Source organism: Streptomyces sp. P9(2023) (genome assembly GCF_032436795.1).
Lineage (GTDB): Bacteria > Actinomycetota > Actinomycetes > Streptomycetales > Streptomycetaceae > Streptomyces.
Window position 1 is genome coordinate 56,734 of sequence record NZ_JAUPWM010000019.1, and the last position, 17,790, is coordinate 74,523.

Annotated in this window: 15 protein-coding genes; 10 read left to right on the plus strand and 5 right to left on the minus strand. The window is 72.4% G+C overall.

Annotated features, from left to right (window positions below; translation table 11 throughout):
• Nucleotide 1: 1 nt before the first annotated feature.
• From Q5762_RS23180 to Q5762_RS23190, 3 genes are all read left to right on the plus strand, one after another.
• Entirely contained in the window at nucleotides 2-2,395 is a 2,394-nt protein-coding gene (locus Q5762_RS23180) for a hypothetical protein (RefSeq protein ID WP_315894129.1), read from the plus strand.
• 104 nt (nucleotides 2,396-2,499) lie between these two features.
• Nucleotides 2,500-2,904, plus strand: a complete 405-nt coding sequence (locus Q5762_RS23185) for a hypothetical protein (RefSeq protein ID WP_315894130.1) — start codon at nucleotides 2,500-2,502, stop codon at nucleotides 2,902-2,904.
• The gene (locus Q5762_RS23190; RefSeq protein WP_315894131.1) at nucleotides 2,901-3,968 is read left to right on the plus strand and encodes a glycosyl hydrolase; all 1,068 of its coding nucleotides are present in this window, start codon (nucleotides 2,901-2,903) and stop codon (nucleotides 3,966-3,968) included. The genes Q5762_RS23185 and Q5762_RS23190 overlap by 4 nt, the downstream gene beginning before the upstream one ends.
• Nucleotides 3,969-4,032: 64 nt before the next feature.
• On the opposite strand, the gene Q5762_RS23195 is transcribed toward Q5762_RS23190, so the two are convergent.
• The 3 genes from Q5762_RS23195 to Q5762_RS23205 form a co-directional block, all read right to left on the minus strand.
• Entirely contained in the window at nucleotides 4,033-6,066 is a 2,034-nt protein-coding gene (locus Q5762_RS23195; protein ID WP_399495242.1) for a lipopolysaccharide biosynthesis protein, read from the minus strand.
• Nucleotides 6,059-7,261: a DegT/DnrJ/EryC1/StrS family aminotransferase gene (locus Q5762_RS23200; RefSeq protein ID WP_315894132.1), complete on the minus strand. Its 1,203-nt coding sequence runs from the start codon at nucleotides 7,259-7,261 to the stop codon at nucleotides 6,059-6,061. Before Q5762_RS23200 ends, Q5762_RS23195 begins: the two co-directional genes overlap by 8 nt.
• A 131-nt stretch (nucleotides 7,262-7,392) precedes the next feature.
• Nucleotides 7,393-8,316: an RNA polymerase sigma factor SigF gene (locus tag Q5762_RS23205; RefSeq protein WP_399495243.1), complete on the minus strand. Its 924-nt coding sequence runs from the start codon at nucleotides 8,314-8,316 to the stop codon at nucleotides 7,393-7,395.
• 210 nt (nucleotides 8,317-8,526) lie between these two features.
• Between Q5762_RS23205 and Q5762_RS23210 the strand changes: the two genes are divergently transcribed.
• The 6 genes from Q5762_RS23210 to Q5762_RS23235 all read left to right on the plus strand — a co-directional run bounded on the left by Q5762_RS23210 (nucleotide 8,527) and on the right by Q5762_RS23235 (nucleotide 13,571).
• A complete protein-coding gene (locus tag Q5762_RS23210; RefSeq protein WP_315894133.1) occupies nucleotides 8,527-8,895 on the plus strand; it encodes an STAS domain-containing protein in 369 nt (122 codons plus the stop codon).
• A gap of 98 nt (nucleotides 8,896-8,993) precedes the next feature.
• Entirely contained in the window at nucleotides 8,994-9,467 is a 474-nt protein-coding gene (locus Q5762_RS23215) for an ATP-binding protein (RefSeq protein ID WP_315894134.1), read from the plus strand.
• A 144-nt stretch (nucleotides 9,468-9,611) separates the two neighbouring features.
• Complete coding sequence (locus Q5762_RS23220; RefSeq protein WP_315894135.1) at nucleotides 9,612-10,289, plus strand: peptidase; 678 nt, start codon at nucleotides 9,612-9,614, stop codon at nucleotides 10,287-10,289.
• A complete protein-coding gene (locus Q5762_RS23225) occupies nucleotides 10,289-11,152 on the plus strand; it encodes a hypothetical protein (protein WP_399495244.1) in 864 nt (287 codons plus the stop codon). The genes Q5762_RS23220 and Q5762_RS23225 overlap by 1 nt, the downstream gene beginning before the upstream one ends.
• Nucleotides 11,149-12,273, plus strand: a complete 1,125-nt coding sequence (locus Q5762_RS23230) for a hypothetical protein (protein ID WP_315894136.1) — start codon at nucleotides 11,149-11,151, stop codon at nucleotides 12,271-12,273. The genes Q5762_RS23225 and Q5762_RS23230 overlap by 4 nt, the downstream gene beginning before the upstream one ends.
• A 14-nt stretch (nucleotides 12,274-12,287) precedes the next feature.
• Complete coding sequence (locus Q5762_RS23235) at nucleotides 12,288-13,571, plus strand: hypothetical protein (protein WP_315894137.1); 1,284 nt, start codon at nucleotides 12,288-12,290, stop codon at nucleotides 13,569-13,571.
• Nucleotides 13,572-13,664: 93 nt separating this feature from the next.
• Here the strand turns inward: Q5762_RS23235 and Q5762_RS23240 are convergent, their stop codons facing one another.
• Nucleotides 13,665-15,182, minus strand: a complete 1,518-nt coding sequence (locus Q5762_RS23240; RefSeq protein WP_315894138.1) for an oligopeptide:H+ symporter — start codon at nucleotides 15,180-15,182, stop codon at nucleotides 13,665-13,667.
• A 428-nt stretch (nucleotides 15,183-15,610) separates the two neighbouring features.
• On the opposite strand from Q5762_RS23240, the gene Q5762_RS23245 reads away from it, so the two are divergent.
• Complete coding sequence (locus tag Q5762_RS23245; RefSeq protein WP_315894139.1) at nucleotides 15,611-16,288, plus strand: response regulator transcription factor; 678 nt, start codon at nucleotides 15,611-15,613, stop codon at nucleotides 16,286-16,288.
• 15 nt (nucleotides 16,289-16,303) lie between these two features.
• Here the strand turns inward: Q5762_RS23245 and Q5762_RS23250 are convergent, their stop codons facing one another.
• Complete coding sequence (locus tag Q5762_RS23250) at nucleotides 16,304-17,767, minus strand: zinc ribbon domain-containing protein (RefSeq protein WP_315894140.1); 1,464 nt, start codon at nucleotides 17,765-17,767, stop codon at nucleotides 16,304-16,306.
• Between the last annotated feature and the right edge of the window lie 23 nt (nucleotides 17,768-17,790).

The following is a 17,790-nucleotide window of genomic DNA, read 5'->3' on the forward strand; positions in this document are numbered from 1 at the left end:
CGTGCAGCAACGTGTGCCCGCACCGGCCACGGGGAGCGATGTACCGCCGCGCCCCGACGCCCGGCTGCCCGAGGGGGAACGGGCGGGGGGCCCGGACGCGGGATCGGACGCGGGACGGGACGTGGGAGCGGACGTGGGACCGGCCGCGGGATCCGGCGTGGGACGGGACGTGGGACCGGCCGCGGGGGCGGACGCGGGATCCGGTGCGGTGTCGGACGCGGGACCGGCCGCAGGGTCGGACGCGGGGTCCGGCGCGGGACCGGCCGCCGTATCGGATGCCGTATCGGGCGCGGGATCCGACGCGGAATGCGACGCGGAATCCGACGCGCAGTCCCATACGGATCGGGCCGCGGGCAGCCCCACCGGCAGCCCCACCGGCAGTCCCACCGGCAGTCCCACCGGCAGTCCCACCGCCCGCCCCGCCCGCCGCCCCACCGCCCGCCCAGCCCGCCGCCCCACCGCCCGCCCCGCCCGCCGCCCCGCGCCCGCGGGCCGCGCCGCCGGTCGCCGCCTGCCCCGGCCGCAGACCGTCCTCACCGTCCTCCCGCTGCTCCTCGCCGCCGCCCTGTGGCTGTACGCGCTGCCCCGGATCGGCTTCCGCGACATCGCCGACTACGGGCTCCTCGACCGCTTCCCGCTCGCGTTCTACGCCTCCCTCGCCGTCCTGACCTGCGGCTTCCTGGTCGCCCTGCGGCGCGCGGGCACGGCCCCGTGGTGGCCGGCCGCGTACAGCGTCGCCATGCTCGTCGCGCTGAAGGCGCCGCCGGCGATCCTCTACGACTCCGTCCGCTACGCCTGGGCCTCCAAGCACGACGCCGTGATCAGCCGGCTGCTCGCCGAAGGCACGGTGTACCCGCAGCGCGAGCTGTCCGGCGGGATGTCCGCGTACGACCAGTGGCCCGGGTTCTTCTCGCTCGACGCCGCGCTCGTGCGCGCCTTCGGCGTGGAGTCGGCGGCCTCGTTCATCAACTGGGCGCCGGTCGTCCTCGGCCTCCTCACCCTGCCCGTACTCCTGCTGATCTACCGGACGTTCAGCGACGACTGGCGGCTCGTCTGGACCGGGGTGTGGATCTTCCAGCTGGCGAACTGGGTCGGCCAGGACTACCTCTCCCCGCAGGGCTTCGCGTACCTGCTCTATCTGACCGTCTTCGCCGTCGTCGTACGGCACTTCGTCCGGCCCAGGTCGGCCGGGAGGCTGCGCGACCGCACCCTCCTCGACCCGGCGGCGGCCGCCGTGCCGCCGCCGACGACGCTCAGGCAGCGCGCGATCGCGGTCGTGATCGTCGCTCCGCTGATCGCGACCGTCAACGCCTCGCACCAGCTCACGCCGGTGATGCTGTGCGCCACGCTCTTCGCGCTCTGCCTCACCCGCCGCTACCGCAACATCGGGCTGCTCGTCGTCACCGGGCTGATCATGCTGGCCTGGGACCTCACCATGGGCCGGGTCCTCTTCCTGGAGACCATGAGCACGTTGAAGGACTCGGCGGGCGACCTGCTCTCCAACTCCCGTGCCGGATACGCGGGCGAGCCGACGGGGCCCGGGCCCGAACTGGTCGGCACGGCGAACATCCTGATGGTGCTCGCGCTCGCCGCCCTGGCCGGTACGGCGGTGCTGCTGCGCCGTCGGCTCGTCCGCAGCGCGCTGCCGCTGCTGCTCGCCGCGGCCGCGCCCGTCCCGATGTTCGCCGTCAACGACTACGGCGGCGAAATGCTGTTCCGCGTCTACCTGTTCGGGCTCCCCGGCACCGCGTTCTTCGCCGCCGCCGCGCTCGTCCCGGCGGCGGGCGCGGCGGGCCGGGGCGCGAAGGTGGCACGGCGGGTGGCCGCGGTGGCGCTGCCGCTCGTGGTCACGGGGCTGCTGGCCGGCTTCCTGCCCTCGTACTACGGCAAGGAGGGCATGCACTACGCCCCGCCGGCCGAACTCGCCCTCACCCGGCGCGCCTACGACCGGGCTCCGGACGGAGCGCTGATCCTCGCGACGACCGGCTCGTTCCCGGGCGCGTACTACCGCTACGACCACTACGAGCGCTGGTTCTTCACCGAGCAGGAAGTCCCCGAGAACCTGAAGATGCTGAAGGACCCGGCGGGCTACCTCGCCCGGGGCATCCCGGAGGGCCGCCCGGCGTTCGTCGTCCTCACGCCGACGCAGGAGAAGGCGGTCATCGGCGAGGGCTACCTCCCACCCGGCAGCTTCGACACCCTCCGCGAGGACCTCAAGCGCTCCCCGCTCTTCCGTGTGGTGGAGGAGAGCGAACACGGCCTGGTCCTGCAGTACGCCCCACCGACGCGAGCCGACTCCGACCCGACGCGAGGCTCCGCCTCCGCGCCGGACGCCTCTGGGCCGGAGCCCGATCCGGGCTCCGGGCCGGTGCCCGGGCACGCGTCCCCGTCCTGACCGGATCACGAGAAGACCACACGGCGCCCCGCCTCCGACCGGAAGCAGTCCCACCCCACCCCACCCCACCCCACCCCCGACCGATCACCGGGAGTACGTACGCCATGGCACCCGCACCCGCACACCTCCGGCTCAGAGTCGGGCTCGCGGCATCCGGCTGGGTCGCGCTCGGCGCCACCGCGCTGCCGGGGGGCTCCCCGCTGCGCTGGGTCCCCGTTCTCGCCTTCGTCGCCCTCGTCCCCGGACTCGCGCTGCTCCACCCGCAGCCGAGCGGGCTGCGGCCCGGGGCCCGGCTTGAGGCGCTCGCGCTCGCCGCGCCCGTCAGCCTGTCGCTCGCCGCGCTCGCCGCGACCTCGCTGTTCCTGGTGGAGGCCTTCTCCACGACCGCGTTCCTGGTGTCGCTCGCCGCCTTCGTGACCGTCGTCGCCGCCCTGCCGGGCGTCCCGCTGCCCGCCGCCACCCGGGGCGCGGTCGAGCGCGAGCGCCCGCGCGTCCGGGCCAAACGGTGAGCCGCCACGCCGCCGCACCGCCGCCGCGCCGGGCCCACCTGGCCGTCGCCCTGGCCGCCGTCGGCGCGCTCGCCGCCGCGATCGGGGTCTGGAGCACCCAGGGCGACGAGGACGACCGCTGCGCCCCCGACAGCAAGCTCGTGCTGCCGTGCGGGGCGTGGTGGGGCGCGTACATCCCGTACGACGAGAACAGCTCGCTCACCGAACCCGTGTACGCCTTCGAGAAGAGGATCGGGCGCAAGCTCGACCTCGTCTACACGTACCACGACATGTCGGGGAACCCGACGGACGGCGAACTCCTCACCCCCGACGAGCAGGAGCTGGGCAAGGACCGGCTGCTGATGCTGGCGTGGGAGTCCACCGTCTGGAAGGAGAAGCACCACGCGAACTGGAGCGAGACCCAGCTCGGCTGGAAGAACATCGCCTCCGGGAAGTACGACGCCTCGATCATCGACCCGCAGGCCCGCCGCCTGAAGGCGTACGGCAAGCGGGTCTTCTTCTCCTTCGACCAGGAGACCGACATGCGGATCAAGGAGGGCGCCGGGACCCCCGAGGAGTACGTCGCCGCCTACCGTCACCTGCGCGAGCGCTTCGAGCGGCTCGGGGTGCGGAACGTGGTCTGGGTGTGGACGGTCTCCGGTTACCTCGGCAACGCCGAGTCGATGAAGGCGCTCTACCCCGGAGACGCGTACGTCGACTGGATCGGCATGGACCAGTACAACTACTACCAGTGCCACAAGTCGCCCAACTGGCTCGACTTCGAGGCCAGTCAGCGGCCCACCTACGAGTGGCTGCGCACGAACATCTCCGCGAACAAGCCCCTCATGCTCTCGGAGTTCGCCACCGCGCCCGACCCGCGCCGCCCCGAGCGGCAGCGCCAGTGGTACGCCGACATTCCCGAGGTCGCTCCGACGCTGCCGAGGGTCCGGGCGTACGTCCACTGGAACCGCGCCGTCCCGGGCGGCCCGGACTGCGACCTGACGGTCGACTCCGGCCCCGCCCTTGAGGGGTACAAGGAAGCCGGCTCCGATCCGTACTTCAACCAAGGCGGGCCACGCCACTGAGCCGACGCAGGGTGCGCACCCGGCTGCATACGGTTCGCCTCCCGCGCCTCTCCGAGCCGTCCGGTTACAGGCGGGTCAGCCGGCCCCGCAGCCCCCGGACCGCCGCCGCCGTCATCGTCGCCCCGCACACCCCGAGGAGGACGGGCAGCGGGGCCGACGCGAAGGCGTGCTGGGCCGCCCAGCCCGCCCAGACCAGGACCCACACCGCGCACGCCGTGACCCGGACGGTCGCGCCCAGGGAGCGGAGCAGTACGGCCGCGAGCGCCAGGCACAGCGCCTGGACGACGATCGGCAGCACCGCGAGGGCGGCGGCGGGGACCAGGGCCGCGCCCGGGCCGCCCGCCGCGTCCGGCCGCAGGCCGAGCAGCGGCGGGGCGGCGTGCAGGGCGACGAACGTGACGCCCACGACCGCCGCGGCGAACAGCGGCCGGACCCGGCGCCGCGCGATGGCCGCGCCCTGCAGAACGACGAGCACCACTCCCGCGGCCAGGGCGACCGCCGGGAGCGCGGCGATCAGCTCCGTACCGGAGAGCCGGGCCGGGCCGAGATCGTTCGCGTAGCCGATCGGCAGCCAGAAGAACCCGGTGGTCAGGCCGAGCGTCAGCCACAGCCAGGTGCCGGGCCCGTCCTCCCGGCCGCCGTCCGCCGGGGGCCGCGCCGGGCGTGGTACGTACACCGGCAGGCCGAGCGCGGGCGTCACCGTGTCCGTGGCGGCCCCGGGCGGCGCCCACTGCTGCTCGGCGGCGCGCCGCGCCCAGGTCGTCCCGTACTCGACCTCCTTGCGCCCGCCCTTCAGGGCCGCCCGCAGACCGGGAGCCGAGACCGCCGCCATCAGCGTCATCGAGCCGAGCATCGCGAGCCCCGCACCGGAGATCCCGACGGGCCCGAGGAGCAGGGCGGCGCTGCCCAGGACGAGGACGCACATCGCGCCCTGGAGCGCGGCGAGCGCGCCCGTACGCCCCTGGACGCGCAGCACCCCGATGTACAGCTCGACGGCGACCCGGGGGAGCGCGGCCGCGGCGAGCAGCCGCAGCACCGTCGTGCCGTGCTCGGCGTAGTCCCGTCCGAAGGGGGCGAGGATGTACGGCGCGAAGACGACGAGCACGAGGACCACGGGGACCAGGAGCAGCGCCATCCGCCGCAGCGCCCCGCGGACGCCCTCGGCGAGCGACTCGGGGCTGTGGGAGGCGTGCGCGGTGAGCGAGGAGGCCATGTTGATGGCCATGAACTCCATCGTGCCGCCGACCGTGTACGCGGTGTAGAAGAACGCGTTGTGCGCGGCGTCGAAGCGGACGGCGACCATCACCGGCAGCAGGTTGATCATCGCGAGGCTGAACAGCGCGCCGACCGAGTCCCCGGCCATGAAGCGGCCGATCTCGCGCATCGCGGGCGGTTCGCGGTCGCGGTCGGCGTGGGCCTGCCGGGGGATGAGGCGGCGGAAGACGAGCCAGCCGAGCGGCACGACGGACAGCGCGATCGCCGCCGACCAGGAGACGAAGACGCCCAGGACCGGCATGCTGCCGGCGAAGGCGGCGAGCAGGAGCAGCTTGCCGATGGAGAAGCCGGCGTTGCCGACGGGCACCCAGAAGGCGCGTCGGAGCCCCGTCAGGACACCGTCCTGGAGGGTGAGGAGGGCCCAGCCGACGCAGGAGGCGGTGAAGAAGAGCCCGGCGGAGAGCGTGCCGAGCGGCGCGTACGAGGGTCCCCACCAGTCGATCGTGAGCAGGAACACCCCGCAGGCGAGGGTGACGACGACGGAGCTGACCAGGTAGATCCGCCCGACCAGCGGGCCGGTGGCGCGGCCCGCCCGTGGGACGTAACGGACGACGGCGCCGATCATCGTCGTCGCCGTGAGGGAGGCGAGGAGGCGCTGCGCGGCGATGGCGGCGGAGCCCTGCCCGACCGCCTCCTCGGAGTAGTAGCGGGCCGCGACCAGCCAGAACCCCAGGCCGAGCGCGGCCGAGACCCCGGTGGACAGCATGAGCGCGTACGCGTTCCGGAACATCGAGTCGCCGCCGGAGCCGTCCGGCGCGGACACGGGGGCCTCCGGCGCGGCGGCCTCCGTGGTCTTCCCGCGCAGCCCGACGGCCTCAGCCACGGTCGCCGTACCGCACCGGCCGGACGCCCGCCGCGCGCAGCACCCCGATCACCTCGTCCGCCCGTCTCGGGTCCACCGGAAGAGCGTGGCGGGCGAACCAGGCCGCCGGTTCCGGGTCGGGGGAGGGGTCGGTGAAGAGTTCGCCCGCGTACGTGTCGAGCGGCGGGTCGTACAGGTAACCGGTCACGATCCGGCGGCGGGCCAGCGCGGCGATCGCCGCGTCCCGGTCGTCGACGAGCAGCGGCACCCGGAAGAGCGGCTGGACCCCGTCCGGACCGGCCCCCGGCCGGCCCCCCTCCGCCCCCGCCCCCCACTCGCTCGCCGCCAGCCGCTCCGTACCCGCCCGGTGCGCGGCGAGCGTGGCGTCCAGGCGGGCGAGGAGACGTCCCGTACGGCGCACCCGGACCGTGCCCGCGCCGAGGCGGTAGTCGTGCATGTCGACGCGGACCCAGGAGTGGAAGGGCGCGAGCCCCGGCGCGGCGGCGAGCGCCTGCTTCAACTCGCCCGCCCGCAACGGCATCCGGATCTCCGCACGCTCCTCCCGCCCGAGCAGCCGCAGCGTGGCGTGCGCGGCCTTCACCAGGCGCAGCGCGCGGACGGTGGCCTCGGCGTACGGCCGTACGAGATAGGCGAGTTCGGAGGCCGTACGGGACGGGTGCAGCAACTCGTCCCGCGCGGCCGCCAGTTCGCCCCGCTGGGCCGGGTCGGCGAAGGTCAGGAAGCCGCCGGTCTTCGCCCCGGTGTGCTTGGAGAGGCTGAAGACCGACGCCTCGCCCCAGCTGCCGACCGGGCGGCCGCCGACCCGCGAGCCGATGGCGTGGGCCGCGTCCTCCAGGAGCGGGATGCCCGACGCCTCGCAGCGGGCGCGCAGTTCGGGCGCCGGGTCGGGATTCCCGTACAGATTGGTGGTGAGCACGGCGGAGAGGCCGCGCCAGACGGACTCGGGCACGGCGGCCAGGTCGATCGAGCCGTCGCGCGGATCCAGCGGCGCCTGGACCGGGCGCAGCCCGGCGGCGAGCACCACGAAGAAGATCACGTCGTCGTTGACCGGCGACATCAGGACCCGGCCGCCGGGCGCGCACCAGTGGCGCAGCGCGAGATAGAGACCGAAGCGGCACGACGGCACGTGGAGGCACTCTCTGCCCCCGAGCCGGCCGCGCATGCGCTCTTCCAGTTCCGCGTACGCAGAAACCATGCGATTCCCCCCTGAACCCCGGCCTCAATGTGTCCCATTCCGGGCGACCCGTCAATAACGCGGAAGGGCCCGTCCGGCGCGGAACGGGCCCTTTCCACAGGTCAGTTGGTGCGGAGGGGGAAGAGGAGCGGTCACTCCTCCAGCGTCAGCCCCTTGCGCAGCCGGGTCAGCGTCCGGGCGAGCAGCCGGGAGACGTGCATCTGGGAGATGCCCAGTTCCTCGCCGATCTCCGACTGGGTCATGCCGGCGACGAACCGGAGGGAGAGGATCTGCCGGTCACGGGGCGGCAGCGAGGCGATCATCGGCTTGAGGGACTCGATGTACTCGATGCCCTCCAGGCCGTGGTCCTCGTAGCCGATCCGGTCGGCGAGGGCGCCCTCGCCGTCGTCCTCCTCGGGCTGGGCGTCCAGCGAGCTCGCGGTGTACGCGTTGCTGGCGGCCATGCCCTCGACGACCTCGTCGCGGCTCAGGTGGAGCTCTTCGGCGAGTTCGCCGACCGTGGGGGCGCGGTCGAGTCGCTGGGCCAGTTCGTCGCCGGCCTTGGCGAGGTCGAGGCGGAGCTCCTGGAGCCTTCGCGGAACGCGCACGGACCACGAGGTGTCGCGGAAGAAGCGCTTGATCTCGCCGACGATGGTCGGCATCGCGAAGGTGGGGAACTCGACGCCCCGGGCCAGCTCGAAACGGTCGATGGCCTTGATGAGGCCGATCGTCCCGACCTGGATGATGTCCTCCATGGGCTCGCTGCGGGAGCGGAACCGGGAGGCGGCGAACTTCACCAGGGCGAGGTTCAGTTCGACCAGGGTGTTGCGGACGTACGCGTACTCGTGGGTGCCCTCTTCGAGGGCGTCGAGCCGGGCGAAGAGCGTCTTCGACAGCGCCCGCGCGTCCAGCGGGTCGACCTGGTCGAAGGGCCCGATCTCGGGGATCTGCGCGAAGGTGGGGGTCTGCGCGATCCCGGGAAGGTCTTCGGTGGTGGGGGGCGGAGTTACTGCTGTCGACGGCGCGTCGTGGGGGGTACGCGGGGCGTCGAGCCGGGGTGACATGGTCTCCTCCATCGTTTCTTCCTGCTGCGGTTTGCGGCGCCTCCAAGCCGGACGTTTCAACTGTTCCTTACTAGCCCTACCTGCTCGACGTGCAAGGTTGCAAGTGTCAATTGTCCGGTTTGCTGGAGTATGTAGCGGTCCTTGGGTGCAAGCGGTGGCGCTGCGCTTGTATGGTTCGAGGCACGTCAACCGGCATCCGCGAGAGCGAGAAGAGGCACGGGCATGGACCGCCAGCACATCGGCAGCGCGCAGCCAGGGCGGCTGCGGGTCGAGGTCCGCACCGTGGGGGCGAGCGAGGTCCTCACTCCGGTGGGTGAGCTCGATCACCACACGGCCGACGTGTTGCGTGCGCCACTCGACCGCGCGCTCGACGCGGGCCGGTCACGGCTCGTCGTCGACTGCTCACAGCTCGACTTCTGCGACTCCACCGGACTCAACGTGCTCCTCGGGGCCCGGCTGAAGGCCGACGCCGCGGGGGGCGGGGTCCATCTGGCGGGGATGCGGCCGGTGGTGGCCAGGGTCTTCGAGATCACCGGTGCGGACGTCGTCTTCACCGTGCACCAAACGCTCGCGGCGGCGCTGCCCGACTGAACGCGGCACGTGTTGTCGGGGGAGTACCGGGCAGGAGAGCCCCGGTTTCGTCCGTTGTCTGGTGAATCCGTCTGGTGAATCGGTGAGGTGAAGCGCTGATGGACACTGCTGCCGGTGGCAGGAAGATCGAGGAGTCGGTGGGTCCCGTCGTGGACGCCGGCGTGCTCGACGTACGTACGCTCGCGCTCGGCGCCACCAGCGGCACGGTTCCGCTCGCCCGCGACTTCACCAGGACCGCGCTCTACGACTGGGGCTGGCTGCCGGCCGCGACCGCCGACGCCCGGGCCGCCGCCGAGGACGTCCTGCTCGTCGTCTCCGAGCTGGTGACCAACGCGTGCCTGCACGCCGAGGGCCCCGAGACGCTGCGCGTGCTGCGCCGGACCAAGGTGCTGCGCCTCGAAGTCACCGACCGGGGCGCCGGTCAGCCCGCCCCGCGCACCCCGCACCGCGCGGCGCGGCCCGGCGGGCACGGCATGTTCATCGTGCAGCGGCTCTGCCTCGACTGGGGCATCGAGCGCACGGCAGGCGCCCCCGGCAAGACGGTCTGGGCCGAACTGGCCGCGCCCGCCTAGTACTTACGTACGGACCCGATGGCGGCGCCCGGAGCCGGGCGCTTTTCGGTCTTCCCTTTGTCTTCCCTCCTCCACGCCCCAGGCGTACCTTGACGCGCAATCTGATGTGCCGTCAGTAACTTCGCCGTGAGGGGTGCTTGGATCGTGCCGTACCGGAGGAGAACAGCGCTCACGCTGGCAGCGGCGGTGGCGGGCTCGGCGGTCCTGGCCTCCGCCCCCGCCGCGCACGCGACCGTGGTCGACGTGAACTACGCCTGCGAGACGAAGATCGGGCCCAAGAGCGCGGTCTCGCCCGTCGACATCAAGGCCGTCAAGAACGGCTCCGCGTACACGATCACCATGTCCTTCGAGAAGGGCGTCTCGGACAGCCCGATCGAGCTGCCCAAGGGCGTCATGACCCCGCGCGCCGAGCTGAAGCTCGGCGGCGCCGACACGGGGACGGTGAAGGTCAAGGGGACGCCGAACACGGCGGCCATCCCGCCCGACACGCCCATCAAGATCGGGCAGTTGACGGGCACGTACACGCCGGAGAAGAGCGGCAAGGTGACCTTCACGGCCGGGCTGCTCACCGTCCACGCGCTCGGCATGGACGCGGCGACCTGCACGCCGAAGAACAACCCCGCGCCCTCGCTCGAACTGGACGTCACGGCAGCCGGCGACTCCTCGGTCCCGGACGAGGGCGGCCAGGCGCCGGCCGGTGGGGACGAGCTGCCGAAGACCGGTCCGCTCGACTCCGCGACGGCCCTCGGCACGCTGGGCGGCACGGTGCTCCTGACCGGCGCGGCCGGCGTGCTCTGGCTCACCCGGCGCACGGCACGCTGATGCGGGGGGCGTGGGCCGGGACCGTGACCGCCGTCGCCGCGCTGCTCGGAGCGGTGGCGGCGGCGCCCGCGCCGGTCTCCGAGTGGACGGCAGGGGCGGCCGGGGCGGCTCGGGGGCGCCCGTACGTCTACCTCGAAGGCGCGGCGGGCAGCGTCCTGGAGGACACCCTCTCGGTGAGCAACCCGGGCGCGCGCCCGCTCACGGTACGGCTCGACGGGCAGGGCACCCCGCTCGCCTTCGCCGCGCGGACGGTGACGGTACCGGCACGGACCCGGGCGGACGTGCCGTTCGCGGTCACCGTGACCGGTGACACCGCCCCCGGCGACCACCGGGGCACGGTGACCGTGACGGCCGGCGGGCGCGCGGTACGGGTGCCGGTGCATCTGCGGGTGAGCGGGCCGAGCCTGGCCGCGCTCACCGTCGAGAACGTACGGCTCGACGCCTCGGGCACCCTGCGCTACACCCTGGTCAACCGGGGCAGCACGGTTCTCGCGCCGAGCCTGTCCGTGCGCGCCGACGGCGCCTTCGGGACGGTCCTCGACCGCCCCTCCCGGCCCCTGCCGCTCACCCTCCGCCCCGGCGAACGCGCCACCCGCACCGAACCCTGGCCCGAGGCGCCCGCCCTCGACGCGGTCACGCTCACCGTCCGCGCGACCGCCCCCGGCGCGACGGCTTCGGAGGCGCACGCCGAGCGCGTCTTCGTGTCGACGGGCGCCGTGGCCGCCGGTGCGGGCGCGCTCCTCGCGGCGGCGGGAGCGGCCGTGCTCGCCAACCGAAGACGCCGCACCCGGGCCACCGAAGAGCCCGGACTCCCCGTGGAGGAACCCCAGTTGGTGGACGTGACGGCAGGAGCGGACCGATGAGAACGAGCGGTACGGGACGACGCGCGGTCGCGGCCGTCGGGGCGGTGCTGGCCGTCCTGGTGCTCGCCCTGCTCCCGCCCGCCGCCCAGGCGTCCGCGGCCCAGGCGTCCGCAGCCCAGGCGTCCGCGGCACAGGCGTCCGCCGCCCGGGCGCGGGCGTCCGGGCCGACCGTCGCGCTGTCGCAGAGCGAGGGCGGCAAGGGCGGCGAGATCACCGTGAGCGGGGCCGGGTGGAAGCCCGGCGCGCTGCTCATGCTGCTGATCTGCGGTCAGGGCGAGCCCGGGAAGGGCGTCATCGGTGGCACCAACTCCTGCGCCAACACCCTCGGCCGCGCCGCCACCGTCGACGCCAAGGGCGCCTTCAGCCAGAAGATGCCGGTGGCCGAGCCGCCCAAGCCCTGCCCCTGCGTCGTGCACGTCGCCGGGGTCACCGGCCAGCAGGACGTGGTGGACGTGGCGTTCACGGTCGCCGGCCATCCGACCGCCCCGCTGCCCGAGGCCTCCGGCACCGGCAGGCTCGCCGTCCTCGCCTCCGTACGCCTCGAAGGCTCCAGCGGCGTCCTCGTCTGGTTCGGCGCGCCCGCCCGCCGCGAGGTCGCCTTCACCGTCGGCAACCTCGGCCAGACCCCCGTCAAGGACCCGGTCTTCCAGGTCGGTACCAGCCATGGCGTCTTCTCGCCGCAGTACGAGGAACGGCAGTGGCGCGGCACGATCAAGGCCGGAGAGAAGGCCCAGATCAGGCTGCCCGTCGAACTGACGGCGGGCGCGTACGGCGACTACGAGGTGTCGGTGAAGTACGCCGGCAAGGTCCTGGTCGACCAGCCGTGGGGCGTCGGCCGGCCGTGGGGCGTGACGCTCTTCTGGCTGCTGCTCGCCGTCGTCGTGCCGGCCGCCCTCTTCCGGATCGGGATGGCCGTGGTCGACCGGGTCCGCCCGGGCGGCGCCGCCGGGTCCCGCTCCGGACACCGAGGCCGCCGCCGCGCTCTCGTACGTACCCCCGAAACCGGCCCCGCGCCCGCGCGGGACGAACCCACAGCCACCACGGTCCTGCCGTGGTTCACCCCGGACTCCGCACCGTCCGCACCGTCAGAGATCAGCCCGACGACGAAGGGACATCAGTGAGCACGCAACGGAGGATGAGCGCGGCGGGAGTCGCGCTGATGCTCGGCGGCGCGGGGATCCTGCTGGCCGCCAGCCCCGCCCAGGCGGCCGAGGTCTCGTTCAAGACCGAGTGCATTCCGCCGTCCATCTCCGGTCTCCCCCCGGTGCAGGGCACCACGAAGGTGGAGATCACCGCGCCGGCGACGGCGAAGGTCGGCGACGAGATCGAGGTCGTCTGGAAGACGGTCGAGGCCGCGTCCAAGAACCCCGACGTCCTCGACCTGGAGAAGGACACGGTCAAGCCGACCGGCACGATCAAGGTCGGCGGCGCGGCGAGCGGCACGCTCGCCATGGAGGGACCGCGGCAGAACCCGCCGATCCCGAAGAACAGCCCGATGAAGCTGCCGGACATGAAGGGCAAGCTGAAGCTGGAGAAGGCCGGCGAGATCACGCTGACGCCGGACAAGTACAACATCAACGTCTCGAAGCCGATGTCGACGGACACGAAGTGCGCGCCGAAGGAGGCGGTACCGGTCGCCGCGAAGATCACGGTGACGGGGGGCGGCGGCTCCACGAGCGGCGGTACGACGTCCGGCGGCTCGACCACCACTTCGGGCGGCAGCACCACCTCGGGCGGCAGTACGTCCTCCGGAGGAAGCACTTCGGGAGGCGGCGGTGGGCAGACCGACTTCCCGGGCAAGGAAGTGGCGGTCCAGTTCTCCTGCCAGTCGCCCGGACCGGCGAACATCACCTCGAAGGTGACCATCAACGCCAAGAAGAGCGGCGGTGACTACGAGCTCACGGTCAGGACCGCGAAGGGCGTCATGGACAGCCCGGCCCCGCTGCCGGCCGGCGCGCTCAAGCCGTCGATGGCGGTCAAGCTCGGCGGCGCCGACAGCGGCACGGTCAAGGTCGAGGGTCCGGCCAACGCCGCCCCGCTGGAGCAGGGCAAGCCGGTCGACCTGCCGGACATGAAGGGCACGTACAAGCCCGGCGCGAACGGCAAGTCCACGCTCAGCCCCGGCACCCTGACCATCAACGTCTCGCTCGGCGGCTCGCCGATCGTGATCCCCTGCCAGGTCAAGGGCGCGGTCCAGGCCTCGCTGGAGCTCGACACGTCCAAGGTGGACGGCGGCGCGGTGGGAGGCGGTGACGCGGCGGCCGGCGGCGGCTCCGGCGACGGCGGATCCGGCGGGCTCGCCAACACCGGTGCCGAGGACGACGGCGCCCTGCGCGCGCTCGCCCTGGTCGCCGGCACGGTGATCCTGCTCGGCGGCGCGGTGTTCACGTTCACCCCGTGGGCGAAGCTGCGGCGCTGACACCGGTACGAAACGGCTGAGGGCCGCCGCACCGAAACAGGTGCGGCGGCCCTCAGGCACGTAGAGCAGGTACAGCAGGTGCAGCGGGGCGCGTCAGTGCACGCCGCCCATCATCGCCTGGACCTTCTTGCGGTACATGTAGACCGCGAGACCGGCACCGACGGCGAGGGTCGCCTGCAGGGCGATGATCCCTGTCCCGTTGAGGTCCACACCGGCCAGCGAGAGCAGACCCGTGGTGCAGTCACCGGCGGTGACGGCGAGGAACCAGACACCCATCATCTGGGAGGCGTACTTCTTCGGCGCCATCTTCGTGGTGACGGAGAGGCCGACGGGGGAGAGGCAGAGCTCACCGATGGTCTGGATCATGTAGATCGAGACGAGCCACATCGGGGAGACCATCGTGCCGTCGCCCGCCATGCTCATCGGGACGATGAAGACGAAGAAGGACGCGCCGACCAGGACCAGGCCCATCGCGAACTTCACGATGGTGTTCGGCTCCTGGTTCTTACGAGCCAGCCACAGCCACAGGTAGGCGAAGACCGGGGCCAGCGCCATGACGAACATGGGGTTGAGCGACTGGTACCAGGTGGCGGACGGGTCGAAGCCGAAGATCGAGCCGGTCTTGTCGTCGGCGAACAGCGACAGGGTCGAGCCACCCTGGTCGTAGATCATCCAGAAGATGGCGGCGGCGACGAAGAACCAGATGTAGCCGTTCATCTTCGACTGCTCGGTCTTGTCGAGGTCCTTGTCGCGCTTGATGCGGACGAGGACGGCGATCGGGATGAGCAGACCGGCGAGGGTGAGCGGAACCAGGGCCCAGTTCAGGGTGAAGACGTCGAGGCCGACGATGACACCGTAGAAGACGGCGGCGAGCGCGACGACGAGCGAGGCCTTGACCAGGATCCGCTTCTTCTCCTCGGCGGAGAGCGGGTTCGGGACGACGCTGCTCGTCGGGCTCAGGCCCTTCGTGAAGGCCAGGAAGCAGGCGAGGCCGAGGCCCATGCCGACGGCGGCGAGGGCGAAGCCGAGGTGCCAGTTGACCTTCTCGCCCAGGGTGCCGACGGCGAACGGGGCGATGAACGCACCGAGGTTGATGCCGATGTAGAAGAGGGTGAAGCCACCGTCGCGGCGCGGGTCCTCAGGACCGTTGTAGAGGTGGCCGACCATCGTGGAGATGTTGGCCTTCAGCAGACCGGAACCCACGGCGACGAGCGCCAGGCCGACGAAGAACATCGCCTGGCCCGGGATGGCGAGCGAGGCGTGACCGGCCATGATCACGAAACCGGCGATCGTGACGGTCTTGCGCGCGCCCCAGACGCGGTCACCGAACCAGCCGCCCGGCATGGCCATCAGGTAGACCATCGAGACGTAGACGGAGTAGATCGCCGTCGCCGTGGCCGCCGTCATCGCGAGGCCGCCGCCCTGGCTGCCGGTCGCGGCGTCCGCGCCTCCGGAGACCAGGTACAGGACGAGGAGAGCCCTCATGCCGTAGTAGGAGAAGCGCTCCCACATCTCGGTGAAGAAGAGGGTGGCCAGGCCGCGGGGGTGGCCGAGGAACGTCTTCTCGGAACCAGGGGTTCCGGCGGAAGCCGTCGTCAGGCTGGACGCCATGTCGATCCTTGCTCTGTCGGGACGCGCGCCTTGTGAGCGTGGTGCGCCCGGTGGGGGAGGCCGGCACCGGTGGGGAGCGGTCGCACCCCGCCGGGATCCACGCCCCGGTCCGCGTCATCGCGTCCCGGAACCCGGCCCACAGGTCATTCACTGTCCTCAAGGTTGGCGATGCCGACCTTGTGCAGAAAAGAGACCCTTGGCGTGTTTAGCGAGCCAAAGGTCCCCGTTTACCTCTACAGACTTCTCGACACCTTACGACACCACAGTGACTGAATTGGAAGGACTTGAGAGATGGATCACAGGTGACGAAGGAACCAACGATCACTATTCGAAGGTCATCAGCAGGATGGCCTCCCTGATCCACAGGGGCCGGGGTAAGCCTGTGGATCAAGCCCCGGGGCGTCGGCGGCGCGGACTACCATCACCCCATGACCCGTGTACTGCTCGCCGAGGACGACGCATCCATCTCGGAGCCGCTGGCCCGCGCGCTGCGCAGAGAGGGGTACGAGGTCGAGGTGCGGGAGGACGGGCCGACCGCGCTCGACGCCGGACTCCAGGGCGGCGTCGACCTCGTGGTGCTCGATCTCGGGCTGCCCGGTATGGACGGCCTGGAGGTCGCCCGGCGGCTGCGCTCCGAGGGGCACACGGTTCCGATCCTGGTCCTGACCGCGCGGGCCGACGAGGTCGACACGGTGGTGGGGCTCGACGCGGGCGCCGACGACTACGTGACGAAGCCGTTCCGGCTCGCCGAGCTCCTTGCCCGGGTCCGGGCCCTGCTCCGGCGCGGCGCCACGGAGCCGGCGGTCGCTCCCGCGACGCACGGCGTCCGCATCGACGTCGAGTCGCACCGCGCGTGGATGGGCGAGGAGGAGCTCCAGCTCACGGCGAAGGAGTTCGACCTCCTTCGCGTCCTGGTCCGCGACGCGGGCCGGGTGGTCACCCGCGACCAGCTGATGCGGGAGGTCTGGGACACGACGTGGTGGTCCTCGACGAAGACGCTGGACATGCACATCTCCTGGCTCCGCAAGAAGCTCGGCGACGACGCGGCGAACCCGCGCTACATCGCCACGGTCCGAGGCGTCGGCTTCCGCTTCGAGAAGAGCTAAGACTTGATCCGCAATTCACCAGAGGGTGAGCTGCGGGTTGCGGCCGGGGCGGTGTCCGGGCTTTCCGGCGTGGTCACGCACGGGGCGTGTCTCATCCGGGGTTGCTCGGGACCGTCGTCCGGCGGTTCGGGGAGCAGAGGTCGCACGGCGTTGCCGTGGGACTGCCGCATGACCAGCACCGCGAACGGTGTTCTGGCTCGGTGCGGTTGACTCCCGCAGGGCTTCTTCCAGCCCTTGGGCGAAAACGATCTGTGCGTGCCGGGACGCGGTGGTGTCCAGGTACGCGGTCTTGGGGTCGTCCACGTCGGCGAAGCGGACGAACGCGGCGAGGGCGGCGGACACGAGGTCGCGTTTCCCGGCGAGGCCGCACGCGATGCACTTGTGCTCACGGTCGCGGAGGGTCTTCTTCACGCGCTCGCCGCACAGGCAGTGCTGAGACAGTGCGGTGGACCAGGTGGAGGCCCGTACGAGACGGCCGCCCGCTGCCTGGCACTCGCGCTCAAGGGCCGAGATCAGCAGGCCGGGGGTGGTCTGGGACAGGCGCTTTCCCCACAGCCGGTACCAGGTGCGGATGTCGCAGTCCTCGACCACGAGCACGGGGCCGTGGGCGGCGATGATCTGCCGGGCGAGGAGGCGGGCGCGGTGGCGGCGGTGCTCGGCGGCCGATACGGCGGCTTCTGCCCGGCGGGCGCGCAGCATCCGGTAGCCGGTAGAGATCCGGTCTCGGCGGAACGCCTGCTTCGGCACCCCGTCGACGCGGGCAGCGCGAGCACCACCCGGAACGCTGACGGCCTTGGGCTCCAGGCCCTTGGCCGCCCGCTGCTCCGCCCTGCGGATCTGCTTCTTCGACAGCCCGTACTGCTCGGTGTTCGTCGCCCGGCGGGAGCGCTCCAGCGCTCGCGCACGGCCGCGCCTCTTCTTCGCTTCCCGCTCCAGCAGCGCCTGTTCCTCAGGGCTGAGGGTGATCTCGGTGGAGGCCGGGGTGCCGTCGGCGGGGTCCAAGCTGGCGGGCATGGAGACGATCGAGACGTTGGAGACGTTGCCGTCCACGCCGCCGATCCTGCCCATCTCGGCGGCCTGCTCGCGCATGTCCCGTGCGGCGGGGGAGGTGTACCCGGGGCCAAGGATCATCAGGTGCGCCTCATACACCCAGCCGCCCGGCGCGCACGCCTTGCGACGACGCACAAGATCGACCTTGTGCCAGCGGCCGGGGTTCGCGAGGAAGTGTTCGACGCGGGCCCACTGGCCCGGCTGCTGCGGGATACGCACCGGGAGCACGAGGTCACCCCGGCTGCCGTCGGGGCCGCCCGCGAACACCACGGCGAGCGGGCCCGTGTGGTCCCACCACGTGGCCTTCCGGGTGCCCGGCTTCCCCGACGCCGTGGTGTTGCCAGTGGGCATGACGCCGGACGGCGCCGCCGGCACTCGCATCCGGCGAGGCTGCATCAGGGCGTGCTGGCCGCCGCCGGTGTAGGCCATGACGTGGCCGGGCTCGGCGAGTG